Annotated in this window: 22 protein-coding genes and 1 tRNA gene; 13 read left to right on the forward strand and 10 right to left on the reverse strand. The window is 66.5% G+C overall.

From position 1 onward, the window contains the following. Positions 1 to 19: 19 nt before the first annotated feature. The 10 genes from ATC04_RS04745 to ATC04_RS04790 all read left to right on the forward strand — a co-directional run bounded on the left by ATC04_RS04745 (position 20) and on the right by ATC04_RS04790 (position 10520). Complete coding sequence (locus tag ATC04_RS04745) at positions 20 to 304, forward strand: HU family DNA-binding protein (RefSeq protein ID WP_047119907.1); 285 nt, start codon at positions 20 to 22, stop codon at positions 302 to 304. A gap of 272 nt (positions 305 to 576) precedes the next feature. Beyond that, positions 577 to 861 (forward strand): HU family DNA-binding protein, encoded by a 285-nt coding sequence (locus ATC04_RS04750; RefSeq protein WP_047119907.1) that lies wholly within the window; start codon positions 577 to 579, stop codon positions 859 to 861. Positions 862 to 1002: 141 nt separating this feature from the next. Then, the gene (locus tag ATC04_RS19695) at positions 1003 to 1611 is read left to right on the forward strand and encodes a hypothetical protein (RefSeq protein ID WP_047119906.1); all 609 of its coding nucleotides are present in this window, start codon (positions 1003 to 1005) and stop codon (positions 1609 to 1611) included. Positions 1612 to 1661: 50 nt separating this feature from the next. Beyond that, complete coding sequence (locus tag ATC04_RS19700; protein WP_047119905.1) at positions 1662 to 2246, forward strand: copper resistance CopC family protein; 585 nt, start codon at positions 1662 to 1664, stop codon at positions 2244 to 2246. Positions 2247 to 2340: 94 nt separating this feature from the next. Continuing rightward, the gene (locus ATC04_RS04765) at positions 2341 to 2910 is read left to right on the forward strand and encodes a copper chaperone PCu(A)C (protein ID WP_047119904.1); all 570 of its coding nucleotides are present in this window, start codon (positions 2341 to 2343) and stop codon (positions 2908 to 2910) included. Beyond that, complete coding sequence (locus ATC04_RS04770) at positions 2903 to 4069, forward strand: Dyp-type peroxidase (RefSeq protein WP_047119903.1); 1167 nt, start codon at positions 2903 to 2905, stop codon at positions 4067 to 4069. Before ATC04_RS04765 ends, ATC04_RS04770 begins: the two co-directional genes overlap by 8 nt. 98 nt (positions 4070 to 4167) lie before the next feature. Further along, positions 4168 to 6252: a cytochrome c oxidase assembly protein gene (locus ATC04_RS04775; RefSeq protein WP_047119902.1), complete on the forward strand. Its 2085-nt coding sequence runs from the start codon at positions 4168 to 4170 to the stop codon at positions 6250 to 6252. Continuing rightward, entirely contained in the window at positions 6245 to 6985 is a 741-nt protein-coding gene (locus tag ATC04_RS04780; protein WP_047119901.1) for a hypothetical protein, read from the forward strand. The genes ATC04_RS04775 and ATC04_RS04780 overlap by 8 nt, the downstream gene beginning before the upstream one ends. A 176-nt stretch (positions 6986 to 7161) precedes the next feature. After that, positions 7162 to 9069, forward strand: coding sequence for an NHL domain-containing thioredoxin family protein (locus tag ATC04_RS04785; RefSeq protein WP_047119900.1), 1908 nt, complete (start codon positions 7162 to 7164; stop codon positions 9067 to 9069). A 197-nt stretch (positions 9070 to 9266) separates the two neighbouring features. Further along, positions 9267 to 10520 (forward strand): MFS transporter, encoded by a 1254-nt coding sequence (locus ATC04_RS04790; protein ID WP_231735908.1) that lies wholly within the window; start codon positions 9267 to 9269, stop codon positions 10518 to 10520. A gap of 33 nt (positions 10521 to 10553) precedes the next feature. Here the strand turns inward: ATC04_RS04790 and ATC04_RS04795 are convergent, their stop codons facing one another. The 8 genes from ATC04_RS04795 to ATC04_RS04830 form a co-directional block, all read right to left on the reverse strand. Further along, on the reverse strand, positions 10554 to 11576 hold the full coding sequence (locus tag ATC04_RS04795) for a hypothetical protein (RefSeq protein WP_047119898.1): 1023 nt from the start codon (positions 11574 to 11576) through the stop codon (positions 10554 to 10556). A 61-nt stretch (positions 11577 to 11637) separates the two neighbouring features. Then, complete coding sequence (locus ATC04_RS04800) at positions 11638 to 13368, reverse strand: helicase HerA-like domain-containing protein (RefSeq protein ID WP_047119897.1); 1731 nt, start codon at positions 13366 to 13368, stop codon at positions 11638 to 11640. A 52-nt stretch (positions 13369 to 13420) separates the two neighbouring features. Then, positions 13421 to 14194, reverse strand: a complete 774-nt coding sequence (locus ATC04_RS04805) for an amino acid ABC transporter ATP-binding protein (RefSeq protein ID WP_047119896.1) — start codon at positions 14192 to 14194, stop codon at positions 13421 to 13423. After that, on the reverse strand, positions 14181 to 14846 hold the full coding sequence (locus ATC04_RS04810; RefSeq protein ID WP_047119895.1) for an ABC transporter permease subunit: 666 nt from the start codon (positions 14844 to 14846) through the stop codon (positions 14181 to 14183). Before ATC04_RS04810 ends, ATC04_RS04805 begins: the two co-directional genes overlap by 14 nt. Positions 14847 to 14921: 75 nt before the next feature. Further along, entirely contained in the window at positions 14922 to 15728 is an 807-nt protein-coding gene (locus ATC04_RS04815; protein ID WP_047119894.1) for an amino acid ABC transporter substrate-binding protein, read from the reverse strand. A 130-nt stretch (positions 15729 to 15858) separates the two neighbouring features. Beyond that, positions 15859 to 16788 (reverse strand): AEC family transporter, encoded by a 930-nt coding sequence (locus ATC04_RS04820; RefSeq protein ID WP_047119893.1) that lies wholly within the window; start codon positions 16786 to 16788, stop codon positions 15859 to 15861. A gap of 64 nt (positions 16789 to 16852) precedes the next feature. After that, positions 16853 to 16923: transfer RNA gene (locus ATC04_RS04825), tRNA-Gly, on the reverse strand. 92 nt (positions 16924 to 17015) lie between these two features. After that, positions 17016 to 17501 carry an SseB family protein gene (locus ATC04_RS04830; RefSeq protein WP_047119892.1) on the reverse strand — a complete coding sequence of 162 codons (486 nt, stop codon included), beginning with the start codon at positions 17499 to 17501 and terminating at the stop codon, positions 17016 to 17018. A gap of 110 nt (positions 17502 to 17611) precedes the next feature. Between ATC04_RS04830 and ATC04_RS04835 the strand changes: the two genes are divergently transcribed. Then, the gene (locus ATC04_RS04835) at positions 17612 to 19318 is read left to right on the forward strand and encodes a fumarate hydratase (protein WP_047119891.1); all 1707 of its coding nucleotides are present in this window, start codon (positions 17612 to 17614) and stop codon (positions 19316 to 19318) included. 238 nt (positions 19319 to 19556) lie between these two features. Continuing rightward, entirely contained in the window at positions 19557 to 19895 is a 339-nt protein-coding gene (locus ATC04_RS04840) for a hypothetical protein (RefSeq protein WP_047119890.1), read from the forward strand. Positions 19896 to 19898: 3 nt separating this feature from the next. Here the strand turns inward: ATC04_RS04840 and ATC04_RS04845 are convergent, their stop codons facing one another. Beyond that, the gene (locus tag ATC04_RS04845) at positions 19899 to 20768 is read right to left on the reverse strand and encodes a M15 family metallopeptidase (protein ID WP_052772463.1); all 870 of its coding nucleotides are present in this window, start codon (positions 20766 to 20768) and stop codon (positions 19899 to 19901) included. A gap of 177 nt (positions 20769 to 20945) precedes the next feature. Between ATC04_RS04845 and dcd the strand changes: the two genes are divergently transcribed. Continuing rightward, positions 20946 to 21527 (forward strand): dCTP deaminase, encoded by a 582-nt coding sequence (gene dcd, locus ATC04_RS04850; RefSeq protein ID WP_047119889.1) that lies wholly within the window; start codon positions 20946 to 20948, stop codon positions 21525 to 21527. A gap of 60 nt (positions 21528 to 21587) precedes the next feature. Here dcd and ATC04_RS04855 read toward each other — a convergent pair whose 3' ends face one another. Next, entirely contained in the window at positions 21588 to 22925 is a 1338-nt protein-coding gene (locus ATC04_RS04855) for an MFS transporter (RefSeq protein WP_047119888.1), read from the reverse strand. Positions 22926 to 23109: the final 184 nt, after the last annotated feature.

Raw genomic sequence — 23109 nt, forward strand, 5'->3', positions numbered from 1 at the left:
TAGTCCAGGAGGACATACATTGGCTATGAACCGTAGCGAACTTGTTGCCGCTGTTGCAGCGAAGACCGAAAACTCCCAGGTTGCCGTCAACGGTGTTCTGGATGCTGTTTTCGACGTTTTCGTTGAGCAGATCTCGCAGGGCGAGAAGGTTTCGATCCCAGGCTGGCTGGCAGTGGAGCGCACCGACCGTGCAGCTCGCACCGGCCGCAACCCGCAGACCGGCGAAGCCATCGAGATTCCTGCCGGCCACTCGGTGAAGCTGACCGCTGGTTCGAAGCTGAAGGCCGCTGTCGCCAAGAAGTAGTACCCCGATCCTTCCCGCAGCCGCCCGCCGGAACGAAGCTCCGCTTCGGCCCGGCGGGCGGCTTCGTTAAGCGTTTTAACGCCGTTCGGGTCAAGAATTGCCGCCTTTGGGCCCAAAAAATGGGCAATAGCTGAAAAAATCCCGGAGAATACGCTGTTTTCGGGCGTTTCTCTCCCTCAGGTTTGGTATGTTCTTGACTGATAAGTCCGTGCGACCGCGCGGCGTTCGAGGTCTGAACCGGGCCTTGGACCACTAGTCCAGGAGGACATACATTGGCTATGAACCGTAGCGAACTTGTTGCCGCTGTTGCAGCGAAGACCGAAAACTCCCAGGTTGCCGTCAACGGTGTTCTGGATGCTGTTTTCGACGTTTTCGTTGAGCAGATCTCGCAGGGCGAGAAGGTTTCGATCCCAGGCTGGCTGGCAGTGGAGCGCACCGACCGTGCAGCTCGCACCGGCCGCAACCCGCAGACCGGCGAAGCCATCGAGATTCCTGCCGGCCACTCGGTGAAGCTGACCGCTGGTTCGAAGCTGAAGGCCGCTGTCGCCAAGAAGTAAGCACCGCAAGCTTTCCTGAAGGCCCGGTTCCACGCGATGTCGCGGACCCGGGCCTTTGGCATGCCCCGGACTTTGAGGCAATCTTCTACTTCGCGTAGAATCAGCGGTGATCACCTACCCGTCGACGAACGGCTGAACCACGTGCCCAAGAACCCAGCGATCCGCGTTGTGCGCGGTTGGCTCGCGGCTTCAGTGTGCACCTGGACCGCGTTCGCCGCCCACGCGCACCAGGCACCGACCAAGATGTCGCTGATGGTAATGCTGCTGATCACCTGCGTCTCGGCCGTGATCGCCATGGCCATGCTGGGACGCAAATTCTCGCTGTGGGCCACCAGCCTGGTGGTTATGCTCAGCCAAGGGCTGTTCCACTTGTCGCTGTCGGTGATGAGCCATGGCGAGACCGGGCCGCTGGCCGCAATGGAACACGCGGCCCATCACGGTCCCGTGGATCTCTCGGGCCAGATCGTCGAACAATACGCCCAGGTGCAGAGCGAATCGATGCTCTACGCCCACGTGCTGGCCGCCGCAACCAGCATCCTCGTGCTGAACGGCGCCGAGCGGTTGCTCGTTCCGCTGCGCGGGGTGCTTACCCTAGGATCAGCCCGACTGCTCCTGTCCTTGATCCGCATTCCGGTCCCGGAACCGCGCCCGATTCCCGGCTACTACCCGCTGCGTTTCCAACTCAAGCTTGCGCAGCTGGGCAGGTTGCCCGAACGGCGCGGACCGCCTTCCTTCGTATTGAGCGCCTGAACCCCATCAATACGTACTCCCCCGGACCCCGGGGACTTGGAAGGACCACTGTGAAACTGCGTAACAACATCTCCCGACTGATCGCCGGCGCGGCGGTCGCACTGCTGGCGGCCTTGGGAACCGTCGGGGCGGCCAACGCCCACGACTTCCTCACCGGCTCCAGCCCGGAGAACGGCGCGAGCGTGAAGAGCTCGCCGAAGGAAATTACGATGACCTTCTCCGCGGAACTGCAGCAGCTCTCGGGCACCGACTCGACCGTCGTCGCCTTGAGCCAAGCGGGCAAGAAGGTCGCGACCACCGCCAGCACCAAGGGCACCACCGTCACCGTGGTGCCGGACGCCGAGCTTGCCTCCGGCGAATACACCCTGGCCGTGCGGGTGATCTCCTCCGATGGGCACCCGGTGGAGGACTCCATCAACTTCACCGTCGACGCACCTGCCTCTGCCGTGCCGAGCGCAACCGCTTCGGAAAGCGCTCCAGCGTCGCCGAGCGCGGATCAGCCCACCGTGCAGCCGGTCCAGCCGGTGCAGGACCTGGGCGCCGGGATGAACCCGGTCGTCTGGATCATTGCTGGCGTCGTGGTGCTGGGCGGCGTCATCGCCGTACTGGTCAACTTCATGCGCAACACCAAATAATCTTCCCCATTCCTAACCGGCGCGCCCGACGTGCCGTGATTGCGCACGCCGGAAAATCGTGCCGCCGGTTGCACACCGAAAGCTTGAGAAACCCATGAACACCAAGAACACCCTGAAGACCACCGCCGCCCTGCTCGGACTGGGACTGCTGCTCACCGGCTGCGCCCAGGACGGCGCGAACGCCACCGGGGCGGCGGCTTCCGAAAGCCCGGCCACCCAGGCATCTTCCCTGCAGGCCAGCGAAACCTGGGCCAAGGCAGCCCAGACGGGCATGACCGCCGCCTTCGGCGTGCTGCACAACGCCGGCAGCACCGACATCGAACTGGCCAAGGTCGAGGATCAGGCAGGCAACGTCATCCAGATCCACGAAACCACCGGTACCGGCACCGACGCGAAGATGTCGCAGCTGGACGGCGCGCTGAAGATCGAAGCCGGCAAGGACGCAGTCCTTGAGCCCGGCGGAACCCACCTGATGTACATGGACTTGAAGGCCCCGCTGGTCGCCTCGGAAACCGCGTCGCTGACCCTGAGCTTCAGCGACGGATCGAGCACCGAGGTGCCGTTCGAAGTCCGCAACTTCACCGGCGCCAAGGAGAGCTACGAGAATCACGGCGGCATGGACCACGGCTCCATGGATCATGAATCGATGAACCACGATGGCTAATGCACCAACCCGCCGGATGCTGCTGGGCACCTCGGCGGCCGCGGCGCTGGGCGGCGTGCTCGCCGGCTTCGGCACCTCGCAGGCCGTGGCCGGGCCAGCCACTGCCGCGGCGCCCGCGCAGCAGGGCCCGCAGTACCTCCCGTTCCACGGGAAGTACCAGTCCGGGATCCTGGATGCGCCGCAGGCCCACGCGGTCTTCGTCGGCTGGAACCTCAACTGGCGAGACGGCGGCAAGAAGGACCAGCTGCGCTCGCTGCTGAAGATGATCACCGACGACGCGCAGCGGCTGACCGCCGGGCGCGGAGTGCTGGCTGACACCGAGGCCGAAATGGCAGCCGGCCCCAGCGACCTGACCCTCACGGTCGGGGTCGGCCAGAGCCTGCTGGATGTCATGGGCGGCGCAGAGGTCGGCACGCTGCCGGGCTTCGCGGGGGACAAGCTGCACAAGCGGTACGGGCAGAGCGATCTGCTCATCCAGTTCTGCGGCCAGGACCCCACGGTGCTGGCCCACGCGGTGCGCGCGGTGTCCAAGAACCTGCGCGGGCTGGCGGACAAGCAGTTCATCCAGCGCGGATTCATGCACCAGCGCGGCTCCGGCGACACCTTCCGCAACCTGTTCGGACAGGTCGACGGGGTCAACAACCCCCAGGGGGAGACCCGCGAGCTGGCAGTGTTCGGCACGCCGGATCAGCCCAGCTGGATCGCCAATGGCACCACGCTGGCGCTGCGCCGGTTCGAGATGGACCTGGAAGGCTGGGACGAGGTCGCCACCTCGGGGCGCGACTTCGCGCTGGGGCGCCGGCAGTCCGACGGCTCGCCGTTGACCGGCAGCGTGCCGGAGGATCCGGTGGACCTGGATGCCGTGAACGAGGTGGGGCTGCCGGTGATCGGTGCGAACTCCCACGTGGCGCTCGCGATGCCGCGCAGCGCGCAGGAGGCGATCCACCGCCGCGGCTATAACTTCGTCGACGGCGAGGCCTCCGGGCTGCTGTTCGCCAGCTACCAGCGTGACCCGGCGACCAGCTTCATCCCGCTGCAGCGTCGGCTGGCCGAGGCGGACTTGCTGAACACCTGGCTGACCCCGAGAGGATCGGCGCTGTACGCGATCCTGCCGGGCATCGAACCGGGCATGTACCTGGGCCAGCAGCTGCTGGGCTAGGCCGCTGCCGGCCGGCGGTGTGAGATGCACCGCCGACCGGCAGAAAACCGCCCAGCGGCCTCCGCTCCGGCGCGGGCAAGTGAGATGATGGAAAGGTTATGGCCATAGATACTGCACAGCGCGAGAGCGCGCCAAAAGTCACCCGCTTCATCCTGCCGGGGATCCTGGCGATGGCACTCACCTTCGTGGTGGCGGTGCTCCTCGCCGGAATCGCCGCGCCGAGCCTGCTGGGAGACCCCGGGCCGTTCGTGCGTTGGGCGCTGCCCGCCACCCGAGCCATCCACCACACCTCCATGGCGCTGGCCGTGGCGGCGCTGGTCTTCGCGGCGGCCATTGTGCCGCGCGCGGTGAAGACCAAGCGCGCGGCCGCCGGCGAGGCCGAGGACCAGACCCACGACCACCCGGCCTTCACCCGCTGCATGAACATCGCCGCGGGCGCCGGCGTGGTGTGGACGCTGTCCGCCGCCGGGGTGCTGATGCTGACCTTCTGGGACCTGGCCGGCATCCCGATCAACCTGCGCCCGGAGTACTCCGTGGCGATGCTGGACTACATCATGGGCATCACCACCGGCCGCGCCTGGGCGTGGATGGTCGTGATTTCCGCGATCACCACCTCGCTGGCGCTGGCAGTGCGCTCCAAGACCGGGGTGGGGCTCGCCGCGGTCTTCTCGATGTCCGGCATCATCCCGCTGGCGTTCATCGGCCACGCCTCCGGGGGCGACGACCACTTCGCCGCGGTGAACTCCATCGGCCTGCACCTGCTGGCCGTGGTCCTGTGGTTCGGCGGCATCATGATGCTCGGCCTGCTTGCCCCTGCCATGGGCGGCGAAGCCCCGGGCCGGCAGCGCGGCCAGCTGCTGGCTGGCGTGGTGCTCAAGCGCTTCTCTGCGGTCGCCACCGGCGCGATCTTCCTGATGATCGGCTCCGGCGTGGCCTCCGCGGTCATCCGTGTGACCGAGGTCGGCCAGCTGTTTTCCACCTACGGCTTCCTGCTGATGGGCAAGGCGCTGCTCACGCTGATGCTCGGCGCGCTGGGCCTGATGCACCGCAGCCGGGTGATCCCGAAGCTGCTGGCGGGCGACTACAGCGTCCTGAAGGCCGCCTGGAGCGTGATCGCCGCAGAGGTCGCCATCATGGCCGCGGTGATGTCACTGGCCACCGTGCTGGCCCGCACCGCGCCGCCGACCAGCGACGAGGCCCCACCGGTGGTGTCCCCGGCGCGGCTGCTGACCGGGTACGACCTGCCCGAGGCGCCGACCATGTCCAGCTGGTTCACCGTCTGGCGCATGGACTGGATCTGGGTGGCGGTGTGCCTGTTCGGCCTGGCCTTCTACGTCTGGGCGTTCATCACGCTGCGCCGCCGCGGCGACAAGCCGAGCATCCTGCGCCTGGCCAGTTGGATCGTCGGCCTGGCCGCGCTGTTCTACGTGACCAGCGGCGCCGTCGCGGTCTACGGCAAGGTGCAGTTCTCCACGCACATGATCGACCACATGTCGCTGACCATGATCGTGCCGATCTTCCTGGTGCTGGGCATGCCGGTGACGCTGCTGCTGCAGGCGCTCACCCCGCGCACCGACGGCACCCGCGGGCCGCGCGAATGGATCAACTACGTCATCCACTCGCGCTACTCGAAGGTGATCACCCACCCGATCTTCGCCGCGGTGAACTTCGCCGGATCGATCGTGATCTTCTACTTCTCCCCGGTGCTGGAACCTGCCATGGTCTACCACGCAGGCCACGAGCTGATGAACCTGCACTTCCTGCTCACCGGCTACCTGTTCGCGCTCTCGCTGATCGATGCGGACCCGGTCCCGAAGCGCTACCCGTACCCGATGCGCTTGGTGGCGCTGCTGGCCACCGTCGCCTTCCACGCCTTCGTGGGCGTCGCGCTGATGAGCACCACCCAGTTGCTGGCCCCGGACTACTTCGGCAACATGGGCCGCACCTGGGGCGGCAGCGCCATCGCCGACCAGGAGCTGGGCGCCGGTTATATGTGGGCGATCGGCGAGGTCCCGACCCTGGTGCTTGCCATCATGGTCGCGGTCTCCTGGCTGCGCCAGGACAACAAGGACACCAAACGCTACGACCGCAAGGCCGACCGCGACGGCGATGCCGAGCTGGAAGCCTACAACCAGATGTTCGAGCGCTACAAGAAGATCGACGAGAAGGAAACCCGTGGCTAAGAAGTTCACCGCACTGATGGCAGCGGGCCTGTTGCTCACCCTCAGCGCCTGCGCGGCCGAACCGGCCGAGATGCCGCAGGACCAGACGCACAAGATCGCCTCGGGGGAGTCGGCCACCCCGAGCCCGGAGGTGCCGGACCTGAGCACCGCCGAGGTCGCCGCCACCGCAGGCGCCGTGATCGCCGCCAAGCTGGGCTTCCCGAACTCCGCGAAGATCCAGGGCGAGGACCTCAAGGCGCTGGCCGAAAAGCCGACCGATACGCTCAAGGACATCGTGGTGCTGCCGGGGAGCTGCGCGGCCCCGGTCGACGACTTGAACTGGTCCCCGGTGCAGCTGGGCACCGAGGCGGCCCGCACCGACTTCACCAACGAGTCGCAGAACATCACCGGTTCCATCGAGGTCGCCAAGCTGGAGAACGACCAGGACCGCCAGGAGCTCAAGGATCACTTCGCGAACGTGTCGGCCATCCTGGCTGACTGCCGGAGCGTGAAGATCAACGGGCTTGACTACTCCGAGACCCTGAAGTTCTCCGACCCGAAGGTGGACTCGGTGGATTCGGCGCTGTACTACACGCGCAACGGAAAGTACCCGCAGGATTCGCTGGTGCTGATCTCCGCCACCGGGAACTACGCCGGCATGGTCTCCTTCGTCTCCTCCCAGCCGCTGGACGACAAGACCTTCAACCAGGTGGCTACCAGCATCCTGGACACCGCGATGACCCAGGTGCAGTAGCGCCGCAGGCGCGCGGGGAATACCGCCGGGCGCGCGCTGGTTGCACTGCGCAGGAGTCGAATCCGGCGCCTGCCGGGGCGGCACTCAACGTTGCTTAACACCTTTAGTCCCCACCGGTGCGGTGGCGGATAATTGAAGACAATCTGCCACACCCAGGCAACTGCGAAAGGATGCCCATGAGCGCCACTTCCGATTCGGTCCGAGCCAACTACAAGGTCCGCGCCAGCGAACTGCTGGGCCGCAACTGGCTGAATACCGGCGGCAAGCAGCTGGACCTCGAAGCCCTGCGCGGAAAGATCGTGATCCTAGACTTCTGGACCTTCTGCTGCATCAACTGCCTGCACGTGCTCGACGAGCTGCGCCCGCTGGAGGCGCAGTACTCCGACGTGCTGGTCACCGTGGGTGTGCACTCCCCGAAGTTCGAGCACGAAGCCGACCCGGAGGCGCTGGCGGCCGCCGTCGAGCGCTACGAGATCCACCACCCGGTGCTGGACGACCCGGAGCTGGTGACCTGGCAGGCCTACGGCGCGCGCGCCTGGCCGACCCTGGTGGTGCTGGATCCCGAGGGCTACATCGTCGCGCACCTTTCCGGCGAGGGCCACGCCCAGGGCCTGGGCTCGCTGATCGAGGAACTGATCGCCGAGCACGAGGCCAAGGGCACCCTGCACCGCGGCGACGGACCCTACGTGGCGCCCGAGGCCCGCGAAGGCGACCTGCGCTTCCCGGGCAAGGCCATCGCGCTGGGCAACGGCAACTTCCTGGTGGGCGATTCGGGCCACCACCGCCTGGTGGAGCTGACCGCCGACCTGCAGCTGGTGCGCACCATCGGCGCCGGCGTGAAGGGCTACGCGGACGGCAACGCGGACACCGCGAAGTTCAACGAGCTGCAGGGGCTGACCGCGCTGCCGGCGGAGCTTGCCGCAGAAGTTGGCTACGACGTGATCGTCGCCGACACCGTGAACCACCGCCTGCGCTCGGTCAACCTGTCCACCGGCGCGGTGGGCACGCTGGCCGGCAACGGCGTGCAGCGCCTGCTGGATGCGGACACCGCGCGCAGCGCGCAGCAGCCCACGCAGCTGGGCACCGACGCGCTGAACATTTCGCTCTCCTCCCCGTGGGACGTGCTCTACCACCCATCGGGCCTGGTGGTCATCGCGATGGCCGGCACCCACCAGATCTTCGCCTTCGACCCGCGCACGTCAGCTGTCTCGGTGTTCGCCGGCAGCGGCCTGGAGGGCCTGGCCGACGGCGAGCCCACCGAGGCGTGGTTCGCGCAGCCTTCGGGCCTGGCCCTGGCAGGGGCGGACGTGTGGGTGGCCGACTCGGAGACCAGCGCGCTGCGCCGCATCGAGATTTCCGAAGGGCACGCCGTGGCCGTGCACACCGCGATCGGCGCAGGTCTGTTCGACTTCGGCTTCCGCGACGGCGCAGCCGAGCAGGCGCGCCTGCAGCACCCGCTGGGCGTGGCGGTGCTGCCGGACGGCTCGATCGCGATCGCCGACTCCTACAACGGCGCGGTGCGCCGCTTCGACCCGTCGAGCAACACCGTCTCCACCCTGGCCAAGGGCTTGAAGGAGCCGGCCGACGTGCTGGTGGACGCTTCCGTGGACGGGGACCCGGTGCTGCTGGTGGTGGAGACCAACACCCACCAGCTGGTGCGCATCCCGATCCCCGCCGAAGCGCTGGTCATCGACGAGGGCGCCAGCCAGACCCAGCGCCCCAAGACCCGGGTGCAGGCAGGGGCCCACGCGATCCAGGTGCGCTTCGCCGCGCCGAAGGGCCAGAAGCTCGATGACCGCTGGGGAGATCCGACCCAGTTGAAGATCTCCGCCAGCCCCGAGGAGCTGATCCTCGACGGCGCGGGCACCTCCACCGGCCTGACCCGCACGCTGAGCCTGAACCCGGAGGTTGCCGAGGGCGTCCTGCACATCACCGCCCGCGCGGCCGCCTGCGACGGCGAGCCGGGCGGCGAGATCCCGGACCACGCGGCCTGCCACCTGTACCAGCAGGACTGGGGCATCCCGGTGCTGCTGGACGCCGAGGGCGAGAACGAGCTGCAGCTTGACCTGCGCGGCGTGAACTAGCCTGCCGCCAGGCTCCCAGGCCCGTCCCGATGCCGGCCCCGCTCACCGCGAGCGGGGCCGGCATCGGGCATTAAACGGGGTCCCGGTGGTTGCCCCGCAAGCGCCCCGGAAGAGAAATATGAGGAAACCTCAGCAAGTCCGGCGCACGCATGGCTAGACTGGATGCGGGAGGCGCCGGAGGGATCCGGCAGATACTGATGGCATCGCAAATGTTCCGGGCTCTGGAAATACCCAACTACCGCAACTGGGTGGCGGGCGCGCTGGTCTCCAACATCGGCACCTGGATGCAGCGCGTGGCGCAGGACTGGCTGGTGCTCACGGTCCTCACCGACAACGACGGCACTGCCACCGGCATCACCACCGGCCTGCAGTTCCTGCCGATCCTGCTGCTCGGTCCCTATGCGGGGCTGGTCGCAGACCGCTTCAACAAGCGCCGGCTGCTGATCATGACCCAGGCGTTCATGGGCCTGTGCGCGATCGTGCTGGGCCTGCTGGTGGTCACCGAGACCGCGGCGCTGTGGCACGTGTACATCCTGGCCACCCTGCTGGGCATCGGTTCAGCGTTCGACGCCCCGGCCCGCCAGGCCTTCGTCTCCGAGATCGTTCCGGGCACCCATCTGGCCAACGCGGTGGCGCTGAACAGCGCGAACTTCAACCTGGCCCGGCTTGCCGGCCCCGGCGTGGCCGGCGCGGTGATCGCCGCCTTCGGCACCGGCCCGGCGTTCCTGGTCAACGGCGCCTCGTTCCTGGCGGTGATCTCCTCGCTGGTGTTCATGCGCAAGGGCCAGCTGCACCCGGCCAAGCCGGTCAAGCGCGAGCGCGGGCAGGTGCGCGAGGGATTCCGCTACGTGAAGGGCCGGCGCGACCTGCTGCTGATCTTCGGGCTCGCGTTCGTGATCGGCACCTTCGGGCTGAACTTCCAGATGACCAACGCGATGATGGCCACCGAGGCCTTCGGGGTGGGCGCCGGCGAATTCGGCATCCTGGGCAGCATCATGGCGGTGGGCACCTTCGGCGGCGCGCTGCTGGCCGCCCGGCGCTCCAGCCCGCGCTGGCGCTACCTGATCGGCGGCGGCATCGCCTTCGGCATTTCCGCGCTGGCCAGCGCCTGGATGCCGAACTACGTGCTCTTCGGCATCATGCTGGTGCCGGTGGGGCTGGCGTCGCTGACCTTCCTGAACAGCTGCAACACCATGGTGCAGACCTCGGTGCCGGCCCAATACCGGGCGCGCGTGCTGGCGCTGTACCTGATGGTGGTCATGGGCGGCACCCCGATCGGCTCGCCGCTGATCGGCTGGCTGGCCGAGGAGCTGGGGGTGCGGGTGGCGGTGTCCATCGGTGCCGGGCTGTCGCTGGCCGCGAGCATCGCGGCGCTGGTTGCCTGGCAGAAGTTCCGCCACGACGCGGTGCCGCTGCGCGCGCAGATCCGCGAAATGCTGAACCTGCGCTAGCTGCCGCGCGCTGGCCGCCGGCCGGGCCGCAGGCTAGCGGGCGGCCTGCTCGCCGCCGGCCACCGGGGACACGGAGACCTCGGTGGTGCTGGTGGTCAGGTGCGCGGTGAAGGAGAACTTCTCGGTGACCTTCTTCGCTTCCTTGGCGCCGGTGCGCAGGTCCTGCTCCACCAGATTCACGCTGGCCTTGACCTCCAGCGGGGCCAGGATCCAGGCGCCGTTGTAGTAGCTGACGTCGATGGTCGGGTATTTGTCGATGGACCACTTGATCGAGGAGGAATCCACCCGGGCGGTGGTGTTGTAGGCGAACGGGCAGCCCGAGGGCATGAGCACCTGCTGCGTGGCGCAGCCGTCGAGGTACTTCTTGACCTTGGCGCTGATGGAGGCGATGAATTCCTTGGTCGGCTGGGTCTTCAGCGCGATCTGCACCGGCTGCTTGCCGACCCCGGTGACCACCACGCCGCGGGTGTCCGCCTCGAAGTTCTTGGTGCTGAAGCTGGCGTCGAGCACCGCCGGGTAGAACACCGGCAGCGTGCTGGTGCCGGCCTTCAGCGGGATGGCCTGCTGGTTGACGTTGACCTCGTTGACAGTGTTCGCCTTGATCTGCACCGTCGGCAGCGTGGATGGCTCGAAGGCCCAGGTGTCGAAGAACAGCCAGTTCTTGCCGGTGTGGCGCAGTGTGTAGGTGGACTCCTTCTCCACCCCGGCGGCCTTGTAGTGCGCGGTGACCTGGCGCAGATCCGGATCCTGCTCGCTGGGCACGGCGGCGTCGACGGTGAAGTCGGTGATGCCTTCCTGGGTGCGCTTGAGCACCTCGCCGTCCAGCGCGACCGCGTCGCCCTGGGGCACCGTGGCCTGCATGAGGCCCAGCGCATGGGCGCCGTCGCCCGCGGCCAGGTACTGCTGCAGCGAGGCGACCTGCTTTTGCGGGGAGAAGAGCAGGCGGTTGGCGGCCAGCGCGCCGCCGACCAGCAGGGCTATGACGACAACGGCGGCAATGGCCCACCGCACGGCGATGCGCGAAGCGGTGACGGGCGCTGAGGTACGAGAATTCATCACGTCTCAGGCTATCGGTTTTCACCGCCGACCCTGAAACCGGGCTACTTATTGCGGTGTTTCACCGCCGTTTGCGCTTGCGGGTGCCGAACATGCCGCGCAGCACCTCGCGCCCGAGCATGTTCGCCGCATCCAACGCGAAATCCATCAGCTCGCTGCTCTGCGTGCGCTCGGCAGGGCGCCGCGAGGAGGTCGAGTCCTGCGGTGTCGAATCCTTGCGGCGGGAGCGCGGGGCAGGTACGGGCTCCGGGCCCTGCTGGTAGTCCGGCATCGGGAAGTCGCTGGCCGGCACCGTGGTGGGTTTGCCCAGGATGGACTCGGCGATGCGCCGGGCTTCCTCGTCGATGTCAGCGCTGGTCGCCGGCCCGCCCTGCGAGCCCGCGGACGCCGGCTCCGGGGTGCCGGGCTGGTTGGCGGGCTGCGCGGCAGGCTGCGCTTGGGCCGGTTGGGCGGCAGCGGGCTGCCCGGTGAGCATTTCATGGGCCGAATCGCGGTCCAGCGCGGTGGAGTACCTGGCCGCCAGGGAGGAAGCGGCGATGATGCCGGAGACCACCGAGGCGTCGGCCGGGCCGATGCGCGAGCCCGGGGAAGACAGCCGCGTCCACGCGGCGGGGGTCGGCACGCCCTTCTCGCCGAGCACCGTGATCACTGCCTCACCCACGCCTGCCTGGGTGAGCGCGGTCTTCAAGTCCAGTTCGCCGGCCGGGAAGGTGCCCATGACCTCCTTGAGCGCTTCGGCGTCCTTGGGAGTGAACACGCGCACCGCGTGCTGCACCCGGGTACCCAGCTGCGCCAGCACCTCGTCGGGCAGGTCGGCGGGGGACTGCGAGATGAAGAACAGGCCCACGCCCTTGGAACGGATCAGCCGGACGGTGGAGATGATTGCCTCGGTGAAGGCCTTGGACGCTCCCTTGAACAGCAGGTGCGCCTCGTCCAGGAAGAACACCAGCTTGGGTTTGTCCAGGTCCCCGGCTTCGGGCAGCTCGTCGAACAGGTCAGCGAGCAGCCACATGAGGAAGGTGGAGAACAGCAGCGGCTGGCGGTTAAGCGCGGGGAGCTCCAGCACGCTGATGATCCCGGTGCCCTCGCTGCGCAGCAGGTCTGCGGTGTCGAATTCGGGCTGCCCGAAAAACGGGTCCATGCCCTGGGCCTGCAGGATGGTCAGCCCGCGCAGGATCACCGAGGCGCTGGCTGGGGAGACCCCGCCCAGCGAGCGCAGGTCTTCCTTGCCTTCGGGACCGAGCAGGAATTCCAGCACCGACTTCAGGTCCTTGAGGTCATCCAGCGGCAGCTTGCGGGTGTCGGCGTAGTGGAACACCAGTTGCAGGACCTGCTCCTGGGTCTCGTTCAGCTCCAGCACGCGGGCCAGCAGGATGGGGCCGAAGGAGTCCACAGTGGCGCGCACCGGGATGCCGCCGGGGCCTTGGCCCAGGACCAGGAATTCGACCTTGTTGGACCGGGCGGTGAAGCGGTGCCCGATGCCGGCCAGGCGCTCGTCGAGCTTCGCGCTGGGTTCGGCCGGCTGGGCCAGGCCGCTGAGGTCGCCCTTGAGGTCGGCCAGGAACACCGGTACGCCGGCGACCGCCAGCTGCTCTGCCATCACCTGCAGGGTCACGGTCTTGCCGGTGCCGGTGGCTCCGGCGATCAGGCCGTGGCGGTTGAGCATCGACAGCGGCACGCGGACCTGTGCCTCGGGGCGCGCGGCCCCGTCGACGATCGCAGCGCCCAGCTCCAGGCAGTCGGTGGTGAAGGCGTACCCGTTGATCAGGTTTGTCAGCAGCGTGGATTCCATAGCCATAGCCTAATGCAGAAATTCCGCGGTTGGCATGGGAACCGGTGAGCCTCTAAAAAGGGTGCAGCAGACGCTGGACGAAGGCCTGGGTGCGCGGGTTCTGCGGCGCGGCGAGCACCTGGGAGGCGGGCCCGGTTTCCACCACGACCCCGCCGTCCATGAACACCACGGTGTCCGCGACGTCCCGGGCGAAAGCCAGCTCGTGGGTCACCAGCACCATCGACCAGCCTTCCTGGGCGAGCTCCTTGATGACCACCAGCACCTCTCCGACCAGCTCCGGGTCCAGCGCGCTGGTCGGCTCGTCGAAGAGCAGCAGGTCGGGCTTGAGCATCAGCGCGCGCACGATGCCCACGCGCTGCTGCTGGCCGCCGGAGAGCGAATTCGGGTAGGCCTGGGCCTTGTCCGCCAGCCCGACGCGGGCCAGCAGCGCCGTGGCTTGCTCCATGACCTCGGCGCGCGGGCGCTTCTGCACCTCCAGCGGGCCGACGGTCACGTTCTGCAGCACGCTCAGGTGCGGGAAGAGATGGTGGCCCTGGAAAACCATGGCCGAGCGCTGGCGCAGGATCTGCGCCTGCTTCGGCTTGAAGCCCGCGCTGAAGGCGACCTCGGGGCCGCCGGCGAAGGCGACGGTGCCGGCATCCGGGATCTCCAGTCCGTTCAGGCAGCGTAGCGCGGTGGTCTTGCCGGATCCCGAGGGCCCGATCAGCGCCACCACCTCGCCGGTGTGCACCGTGAAGTCGATGCCCTTGAGCACCTGGTTCGCCCCGAAGGACTTGTGCAGGCCGGTGACGGTTAGCAGGCTTGCGGCAGGGTTACTTGGCGACATGCTTTTCAAGCCTTCCTTCCAGTGAATTCTGCAGGGCGGAGAGCAGCAGGCAGATGACCCAGTAGATGCCGGCCGCGGTGCAGTACAGCAGCATGAATTCGAAGGTCACTGCGGTGATTTCCTGGGCCTTGCGGAACATCTCGCCGACCAGGATGATCGAGGCCAGCGAGGTGTCCTTGACCAGGGAGATGAACGAGTTGGATAGCGGCGGCACCGCGACGCGGGCGGCCTGGGGCAGGATGATGCGGTACAGCGTGCGGGTGCGTGACATGCCGACGGTGTAGCCTGCCTCCCACTGCCCGGCCGGGACCGAGAGGATTGCGGCGCGCAGGATCTCGGCGCAGTAGCCGCCGGTGTTCAGGCTGAACACGATGATGGCGCTGGGCCACGGGTCGATGGTCAGCCCGATCGAGGGCATGCCGTAGAAGATCACGAACAGCTGCACCAGCAGGGGAGTGCCGCGGATGATCGAGATGTAGACGCGGGCGACCGAGGAGAGCACCTTGCTGCCGCTGATCCGCATCAGCGCCATGAGCAGCGCCACGGCCAGGCCGATGGCGAAGCTGATGACGGCCAGCGGAATGCTGGCGGTGATCGCGGCCTGGGTCAGCGGCCAGAGCGAGTCGAGGAACAACTGCCAATTCGAGTCCATGGGTCACCTTTTGCGAAAAATGAAACCGGCTCCACGCGTGCTACGTGTGGAGCCAGTCTACTGGGAAGCCGGTCGCTACTTGCTGACGTCCTCGCCGAAGTATTTCTCGGAGATCTTCGCCAGTTCGCCGTCGGCGCGCAGGGAGTCCAGAGCCGTGTTGATGGCCTCCTGCAGGTCGGTGGCGTCCTTGCGCAGCGCGACGGCCGAATCGGTCTTGTCCTCGGCCTCGGCGGCGATCTTGATGCTGTCATCCGGGTGCGTCTTCTGCGCGTCCAGGAAGGTCAGCTTGTCGTTGACGGTGGCATCCACGCGGCCCTGCTTGAGCAGGGTGACCGCCTGGGCCCAGCCCTCCACCGGTTCCACGGTGGCGCCGGCGGCCTTCGCGGTCTCGTAGTAGTTGCTGGTCAGCGACTGCGCGGTCTTCTTGCCCTTGAGCGACTCGAAGGAGGTGATGTCCGTGTTGTCGCTCTTGGTGACGATCACGCCGGTGGAGACCGTGTAGGGCTCGGAGAACAGGTACTTGGCTTCGCGTTCGGGATTGATGGCGACCTGGTTGGCGATCACGTCGAAGCGCCCGGCGTCCAGCCCGGCGAAGATCGCATCCCACTGGGTCTGCTGGAACTTGACCTCGACACCCATCTTCTCGCCGACCGCCTTGATGACCTCCACGTCGTAGCCGGTCAGCTCGGAGCCCTCATTGTAGGAGAAGGGGCGATAGGTGCCTTCGGTGCCCACGGTCAGCACGCCGGCGTCCTTGACCTTCTGCAGCGCGGAGGCGCCCGCTTCATCGGGGGTGCCGCCGCTGTCCGGGGATCCGCCGCAGGCGCTCAGCGTCAGGGCAAGGGCGGCGGCGGTGGCCAGCAGGGGAGCGATGCGTTTCACGATGACCTCACAAGGATGCTAGGGAACGGATAACCGTACACAACGGCCGGCGGCCGCGGGCTATTCCCCGATCATAGACCCGGGTGCCGGGTCTTTTCCGTGCCCAAGTCATGTAAAGAAATACGACGGTTCAGATGCCCAGCAGCAGCGCCAGCGCCATCATCAGCGGGATGGCGCAGATGGTGGTCATCAGCACGGTGTCCTTGGCGATCACGACCCCGTGCTCGTAGCGCGAGGCGGTGACGAAGATGTTCTGCGCGGTGGGAAGCCCGGCCATGATGACCGAGGCGACCAGCAGCTCGCCGCGCAGGTCGAACAGGTAGTAGGCCAGCACCCAGGCCAGCAGCGGATGGACCACCAGCTTGGCGACCGAGCCGATGAGCACGTCGGCCCGGCGGCCGGAAGCTTTCTCCAGCGGCTTGGAGCCAACCAGCGAGATGCCGAAGGCCAGCAGCATGGCGGGGATCGAGGCGCCGGCGATCAGGTTGACCGGTTCGAGCACGATCTGCGGGACCTGGACACCGGTCAGCGCGACGACCAGGCCCAGCAGCGAGCCGATGATCATCGGGTTCTTCGCGGTGGCCAGGACCATGGCCATGGGGGTCGTGCGGTGCTTGGAGGTGGTGGCGTCGAGCATCGCCAGGTTCACCGGCTGGTACAGGGCCAGCTGGAACAGGATGATCGGCGCCGCGTAGGACATGTCGCCGAGTACGTACAGCGCGATGGGAAGCCCCAGATTGGCGGAGTTCACCGTGGAGGCGGCCATGGCCGCGACGATCCGTTCCGAGGCTGGGCGCTTGAGCCAGCGGGCGGTGGCCAGATGGTAGACGACGGCGGTGAGCACCGCGGACAGGCCTGCCACCCAGAGCAGCGGGCCGAGCACGGCGACGGGGTCGGAATCGGCCAAAGTGGTGAACAGCAGCGCCGGGCTGGCGACGAAAAACGTGACGCGGTTGAGCACGTAGCGGGCCTGCTCCCCGAGCACCCCGGTGCGCCCCACCAGGTAGCCCACGGCGATGACCACCCAGATGATCGAGAAGCCTTCAAGAACTCCGGTCATGAAACTCCTCGCGGTGGAACAGAAAATTGCCGGGGCACCCATGGGTGTCCCGGCAATCTGTGCGAGCGGGCGACGGGAATCGAACCCGCGTATCGAGCTTGGGAAGCTAGCGCTCTACCATTGAGCTACGCCCGCATGCTCCGAGCGGCCTAATGACGGCCCGGGCGAAAAACAGCATATCGCACGATCAGGCTCCGGAAAAATCCAGGTCCCGCTGCGGTGGATTGCTAGGCTTCGGGATCCTGCTTAAGCATTTGCTCCTTGAGGATGTCCACGCCCTCCGCGGGAATCTCGAAGCTCAGCTCGTCGCCGGGGTTCACTACGAAACCGGTGCCCTGCAGCGCGCGCACGATCGTCGCGCCCTGCACCTTCACGCCGTAGCCTGCCTGGTCGATGTAGCTGGAGGGGATGCGCTCGACGGAGGTGAACACGGCGACCATCGGAGCGCCGGCCGGGTTGGTCAGCAGCAGCGGCTGGGCGTTCTTGTTCTCGCCGGTGACCTCCTCGCGGGAGAGGAAGAAGACCTCCGCGCTCATGAACGCGCTGAGCACCGAACCGGAAAGCTCCGGTTTGTTAAGCCCTGCCTGCAGCATCATTTCGAAGTGGGTTTTCGGCCGGGCCCGTTCCTTGTCCATCGGGGTTTCGATGATCATATCCGGGCGCTCGTTAGGATCTTGTCCGTCCAGCGGGGCGGAGGTGTTCTCGGTGCTCATACCCCAAGCATGTCGCGATCACCGCCCGGGCGCAAACGCCGAATAAGCCAAATCCGGTTACAAGGCCTAAACTGGATAGCGAGCACCCACCATAGATTCAAGGAACGAGCATGCCTGAATTTCGTTATGAGGATCTTCTGCCCATCGGCGAAGACACCACCGAATATCGCAAGATTTCCACCGAGGGCGTCGAGGTTGTCGCCGGTCCCGATGGCAAGAACTTCCTGAAGGTCGCCCCCGAAGCACTGGAGCTTCTGGCAGAGACCGCTCTGCACGACATCTCGCACTACCTGCGCCCGGCACACCTGCAGCAGCTGCGCAACATCCTCGACGACGAGGACGCCAGCCCGAACGACAAGTTCGTGGCGCTGGACCTGCTGAAGAACGCGAACATCGCCGCCGGCGGCATCCTGCCGATGTGCCAGGACACCGGCACCGCGATCGTGATGGGCAAGCGCGGCCAGCGTGTGCTCACCGAGGAGCAGGACGAGATCTCGCTCTCCCGCGGCATCTATGACGCCTACACCCGCCTGAACCTGCGCTACTCGCAGCTGGCCCCGATCACCACCTGGGAAGAGAAGGCCACTGGAAACAACCTCCCGGCCCAGATCGACCTGTACGCCAACACCAAGCCGGGCGCGGACACCAGCTACAAGTTCCTGTTCATGGCCAAGGGCGGCGGATCGGCCAACAAGTCCTTCCTGTACCAGGAGACCAAGGCGCTCCTGAATGAGAACGCCATGCTGACCTTCCTTGATGAGAAGCTGCGCTCGCTGGGCACCGCCGCGTGCCCTCCGTACCACCTGTCCATCGTCATCGGCGGCACCAGCGCCGAAATGGCGCTGAAGACCGCCAAGTACGGTTCCGCCAAGTACCTGGACTCGCTGCCGACCGAGGGCGCCATGACCGGCCGCGGCTTCCGCGACACCGATCTGGAAGAGAAGGTCCTCGAGCTGACCCGCCACTTCGGCATCGGCGCGCAGTTCGGCGGCAAGTACTTCTGCCACGACGTGCGCGTGGTGCGCCTGCCGCGCCACGGCGCCTCGCTGCCGGTGGCCATCGCCGTGTCCTGCTCGGCCGACCGCCAGATGCTGGCGAAAATTACCGAAGAAGGCCTGTTCGTCGAGCAGCTGGAAACCGATCCGGCGCGCTTCATGCCGGACGAGTCCCACCCGGCCATCGCCGCCCACGACGACGAGACCTCGGGCGTCTCCGGCACCGGCGGCTCCTCGGTGGTCAAGATCGACCTGAACAAGCCGATGGACGAGATCCTGGCCGAGCTGACCAAGTTCCCGGTCAAGACCCGCCTGTCGCTGACCGGCCCGCTGGTCGTGGCCCGCGATATCGCGCACGCCAAGATCAAGGAACGCCTAGACGCCGGCGAAGAGATGCCGCAGTACCTGAAGGACCACCCGGTCTACTACGCAGGTCCTGCCAAGACCCCTGAGGGCATGGCGTCGGGCTCCTTCGGCCCGACCACCGCAGGCCGCATGGACTCCTACGTGGACCAGTTCCAGGCAGCCGGCGGCTCCATGGTGATGCTGGCCAAGGGCAACCGCTCGCAGCAGGTCACCGATGCGTGCGACACCCACGGCGGCTTCTACCTGGGCTCCATCGGCGGCCCTGCCGCCCGCCTGGCGCTTGATTGCATCAAGAAGGTCGACGTCATCGAGTACGAAGAACTCGGCATGGAAGCCATCTGGAAGATCGAGGTTGAGGACTTCCCGGCCTTCATCGTCGTGGATGACAAGGGCAACGACTTCTTCGCCTCCACCATGAAGCCGACCTTCACCGGCATCCCGGTACGCTCCAAGTAGTCCCGGATAGCGCCGCTGACCGGCGCAAACAGCTGCGCTCCGTCGCCGTTCCCCTCAGGGGAGCGGCGGCGGACAGCTTGTTTAACCGCGGATCTTCACAGCTGATGCACACCGGCCGGGTGCGCGAAAAGCCCCGGAATGTCCAGGAACCGGGGGTAGACTTGAAGGAACCGATACGCAGGCATCGCCTGTCGCCTGCGGTGCACAGCGCATCCGGGCACCGCTTGGAGGCAACCGCATGACTCGGCTTTTTGTCGTCAATGTCCTGCTTGGAATCCCCGGCATCATCTATTTCTGGATGCTGTACATGTACGTCAGCCAAGGGCCGATGATCTCTATGGGCGCAGAGTCCCTCGCTCACAACGTGGAGGGCTACTTCTCGTCCAACCTCGTGCTCGGGCCGCCGCTGGCCATCGGAGCGATCGTCTGGATCCTGGTAAACGTGTATCTGGTGAGCCGCCGCAAGCGCAGCGGAGCCTGCCAGAACGCCACCGGCAAGACCGCGCACTGGCTCACAGCCTTGGGTTCGACCCTGGTGCCGCCGATGGTGCTGCTTTCGGTGGCGGCGATCTTCTAGCCGCTATTTGGTGAAGCCGAAGCTCCAGTCGCGGTAGGGCGGCAGGAAACGCAGCACCATGAGGTCGTCCTCGCGCAGCACGCCGGAGCCTTCGACCTTCTGGTTCTCCTTCTCGGTTGTTGGCTCAACGGGCGTGGACGGCACGGAGGCCGGTTCATCACTCGGCTTCGCCGCCGGGGTGGCTTGGGCCTGCATGGACGCGTCCTGCAGCATGCCGAAGTATTCCTCGTAGGTCGCGGCGCCGGATTCCTGCATGGCCTTGGCCTGCTCCTTGCCGATATAGCGCACATGCCACGGCTCGTACTTGTAGCCGGTGATCTCTTCCTTGCCCACCGGATAGCGCACGATCAGCCCGTAGTCGACCGCGTGCTCGGCGATCCACTGGCCTGCCGGGGTCTGCCCGAAGGCTTCCTTCAACTCGGCGCGGCTGTTGGTATAGCCGAGATCGGCGGCCAAGCCCAGCTGGTGCTCGCTGGTTCCTGGACGGGCCGAGATGCGCTCGGCGTACTCGGTGCCGTACTGCGCCTGGTACTTGTTGAACAGGGCGGCTTGGCGCTGGTAGGAGCGGAAGGCACTGAGTACCTTGATGCTGTGGCCCGCGGCGCGGGCGTCTGCGACCAAGTCCTCCACCGCGTCGGCGGCCTGCTTGCGCAGCTGGAAGGAGGTCCCGGATACGGTGACCAGGTCCTTCGGGGTGTAGTCCTCGGGGGAGAGCTTGGTGCTCGGGTTAATCAGCGCCAGCAGGCTCGACGCAGAAGTCAGCTCCGCGGCCTCGACGGACGGAATATCCTCGGGCGCGGCAACGGCGGCCGTGCCGGAGAAGACGAGCGCTCCGACGAGTACGGAGCTGGTCAGGGCGGAAGCCAAGCGCATGAATGAAAATCCCTCGGTGGTGCGATGGGGACACGGTGTCCCGCTCCCAGAATATCCGGATTTTCTGGACAGCACATGCGAATCCGCCCACTTCGAAACCTCCGGAAGCGCGAATCGCGCGTACATATAGGGGTGCTGTATTCACCGTTGCGCCGCAGACACGATAAATTTAAAGGCGTGTTGTATTCAGATGGTGATATTCGCAGAGAAATTGAGTCCGGAGAGATCGGCTTGGAGCCGTTTAATGCCGAGATGATCCAGCCCGCATCGGTGGACGTTCGAATCGACCGGTTCTTCCGGCTGTTCGACAACCACAAGTACGCGCACATCGACCCGGCCCAGGACCAGAGCGAATTGACCCGTCTGGTCGAGGTCGATCCCGAGGAACCGTTCATCCTGCATCCGGGAGAGTTCGTGCTCGGCTCCACCTATGAAGTGGTCACCCTGGGCAACTCCATCGCCGCGCGCCTGGAGGGCAAGAGCTCCCTGGGGCGCCTGGGCCTGCTGACCCACTCGACCGCCGGCTTCATCGACCCTGGCTTCTCCGGCCACGTAACCCTGGAGCTGTCGAACATGGCCACCTTGCCGATCAAGCTGTGGCCCGGCTCCAAGATCGGCCAGCTGTGCTTCTTCAAGCTGACCTCGGAAACCGAGAACCCCTACGGTTCGGGCCGCTACGGCAACCGCTACCAGGGCCAGCGCGGCCCGACGGCCTCACGCAGCCACCTGAACTTCCACCGCACCATCATCGAGAACTAGCACCCTCGCGAATCGCTTCGCCTCGTCCCGGCAGCCCGAACGGCTGCCGGGACGAGGCGCTTAAGCAGAGGCTTCGTTGGAGGACTTCTTCGGCGCGCGGATCGGAAGCAGCAGGGCCAAGCCGACCGCCAAGACCACCAGGATGCCCAGAATGCCGTAGCGCTGGGCCTCGCCGGCTGCCACCAACGGGGTGGCAATCGCAATCGCGGCGCCGAACAACGCCGGAGCCAGGAAGGACACCGCGCGGCCGGTGGTCGCGTACAGCCCGAACATCTCGCCCTCGCGGCCGGCGGGAATGAGCCGGGCCAGGTAGGAGCGGGCGGCGGCCTGGGCCGGGCCGACGAATAGGCACAGCAGCAGGCCGAAGATCCAGAATCCGGTGGCGGCGGGGGAGAAGAACACCCCGGCCCCGGCCAGCAGCAGGCCGACCAGGGAGCCGGTGATCACGGCTTTGGGGCCGAGTACGTCGTCAAGCCGTCCGCCGATGATCGCGCCGACCGCAGCCACCACGTTGCCCACGATGGCGAAGATGATGACCTCGCTCAATGCGAACCCGAAGGTGCCGGCGGCGATGACGCCGCCGAAGGTGAAGATCGCCGCCAGGCCGTCGCGGAACACCGCGGAGGAGAGCAGGAAGAAGATCAGGTTCTTGTCCTCGCGCCACAGGCTTGCGATGCGCCGGAACAGCACCGCGTAGGAGCTACGCAGCGGGATCTTCTCGCTCATCGCGGCGGGGGATTCGGGGATGATGAAGAACAGCGGCAGCGCGAACACCAGGCACCACAGCGCGGAGAACACCGCGACCAGCCGCAGGTTCAGCGAGTTCTCCGTGGAGGCTCCGGGCCATTGGAAGATCGGATCCACGAAGCCGAAGAGCACCAGGGCCAGCGCCAGGATGCCGCCCACGTAGCCCATGCCCCAGCCGAAGCCCGAGACCTTGCCGACCGTGGCGGGGGTGGAGATCTGGTTGAGCACCGCGTTGTAGTTCACCCCGGCGAACTCGCTGGCCACCGACATCGCCGCGATCAGCAGCGCGCCGAACCACAGGAAACCGGGATCGGGGTAGACGAAGAAGCCGGCGGCGCAGATGAGCACCAGCGCGATGGTGTTGACCATGATCCACAGCTTGCGGCGCCCGGCGGCGTCGGCGCGCATGCCGGTGACCGGTACCAGCAGGGCGATGAGTACCCCGCCGATGGCCAGCGCCTGCGAGAGCACGAGCGAAGCATGGTCCTTGTCGCCGAAAAGTTCGCTGGTCAGGTACACAGTGAACACGAAGGTGATCATCACCGCGTTGATCGCGGCCTGGCCCCAGTCCCAGCTGGCCCACGCCCAGGTGTACTTGGTCAGCCATTTCTCTGCTGGAGGAACCGGCTGCGTTCGCTGATTGAAACTCATGCTCGCATAGTACCCGTTTGCGGTAATCAGCAGATGAATTCGAGAGAAGCGGCGGAGGGCTGGCGTAGGGCCGGGCGCGATAGATGTGCCGTCCGAACCGCCGAGATGACGGCATGGAAACGCTCTGACATGAAGGAAGTCTGAGCCCAGACTGATAAAATTACAAGTGCCGGCTATTTTTGGT

The organism is Arthrobacter sp. YC-RL1 (assembly GCF_001454985.1).
Classification (GTDB): domain Bacteria; phylum Actinomycetota; class Actinomycetes; order Actinomycetales; family Micrococcaceae; genus Glutamicibacter; species Glutamicibacter soli.

What these genes read in the sequence shown, in the direction of transcription:
- ATC04_RS04765 (WP_047119904.1), top strand. Translation starts at nt 2,341, where the DNA reads ATGAACACCAAGAACACCCTGAAGACCACCGCCGCCCTGCTCGGACTG.
- ATC04_RS04770 (WP_047119903.1), top strand. Translation starts at nt 2,903, where the DNA reads ATGGCTAATGCACCAACCCGCCGGATGCTGCTGGGCACCTCGGCGGCC.
- ATC04_RS04775 (WP_047119902.1), top strand. Translation starts at nt 4,168, where the DNA reads ATGGCCATAGATACTGCACAGCGCGAGAGCGCGCCAAAAGTCACCCGC.
- ATC04_RS04785 (WP_047119900.1), top strand. Translation starts at nt 7,162, where the DNA reads ATGAGCGCCACTTCCGATTCGGTCCGAGCCAACTACAAGGTCCGCGCC.
- ATC04_RS04790 (WP_231735908.1), top strand. Translation starts at nt 9,267, where the DNA reads ATGGCATCGCAAATGTTCCGGGCTCTGGAAATACCCAACTACCGCAAC.
- ATC04_RS04795 (WP_047119898.1), bottom strand. Translation starts at nt 11,576, where the DNA reads ATGAATTCTCGTACCTCAGCGCCCGTCACCGCTTCGCGCATCGCCGTG.
- ATC04_RS04800 (WP_047119897.1), bottom strand. Translation starts at nt 13,368, where the DNA reads ATGGAATCCACGCTGCTGACAAACCTGATCAACGGGTACGCCTTCACC.
- ATC04_RS04805 (WP_047119896.1), bottom strand. Translation starts at nt 14,194, where the DNA reads ATGTCGCCAAGTAACCCTGCCGCAAGCCTGCTAACCGTCACCGGCCTG.
- ATC04_RS04810 (WP_047119895.1), bottom strand. Translation starts at nt 14,846, where the DNA reads ATGGACTCGAATTGGCAGTTGTTCCTCGACTCGCTCTGGCCGCTGACC.
- ATC04_RS04820 (WP_047119893.1), bottom strand. Translation starts at nt 16,788, where the DNA reads ATGACCGGAGTTCTTGAAGGCTTCTCGATCATCTGGGTGGTCATCGCC.
- ATC04_RS04830 (WP_047119892.1), bottom strand. Translation starts at nt 17,501, where the DNA reads ATGAGCACCGAGAACACCTCCGCCCCGCTGGACGGACAAGATCCTAAC.
- ATC04_RS04835 (WP_047119891.1), top strand. Translation starts at nt 17,612, where the DNA reads ATGCCTGAATTTCGTTATGAGGATCTTCTGCCCATCGGCGAAGACACC.
- ATC04_RS04840 (WP_047119890.1), top strand. Translation starts at nt 19,557, where the DNA reads ATGACTCGGCTTTTTGTCGTCAATGTCCTGCTTGGAATCCCCGGCATC.
- ATC04_RS04845 (WP_052772463.1), bottom strand. Translation starts at nt 20,768, where the DNA reads ATGCGCTTGGCTTCCGCCCTGACCAGCTCCGTACTCGTCGGAGCGCTC.
- ATC04_RS04855 (WP_047119888.1), bottom strand. Translation starts at nt 22,925, where the DNA reads ATGAGTTTCAATCAGCGAACGCAGCCGGTTCCTCCAGCAGAGAAATGG.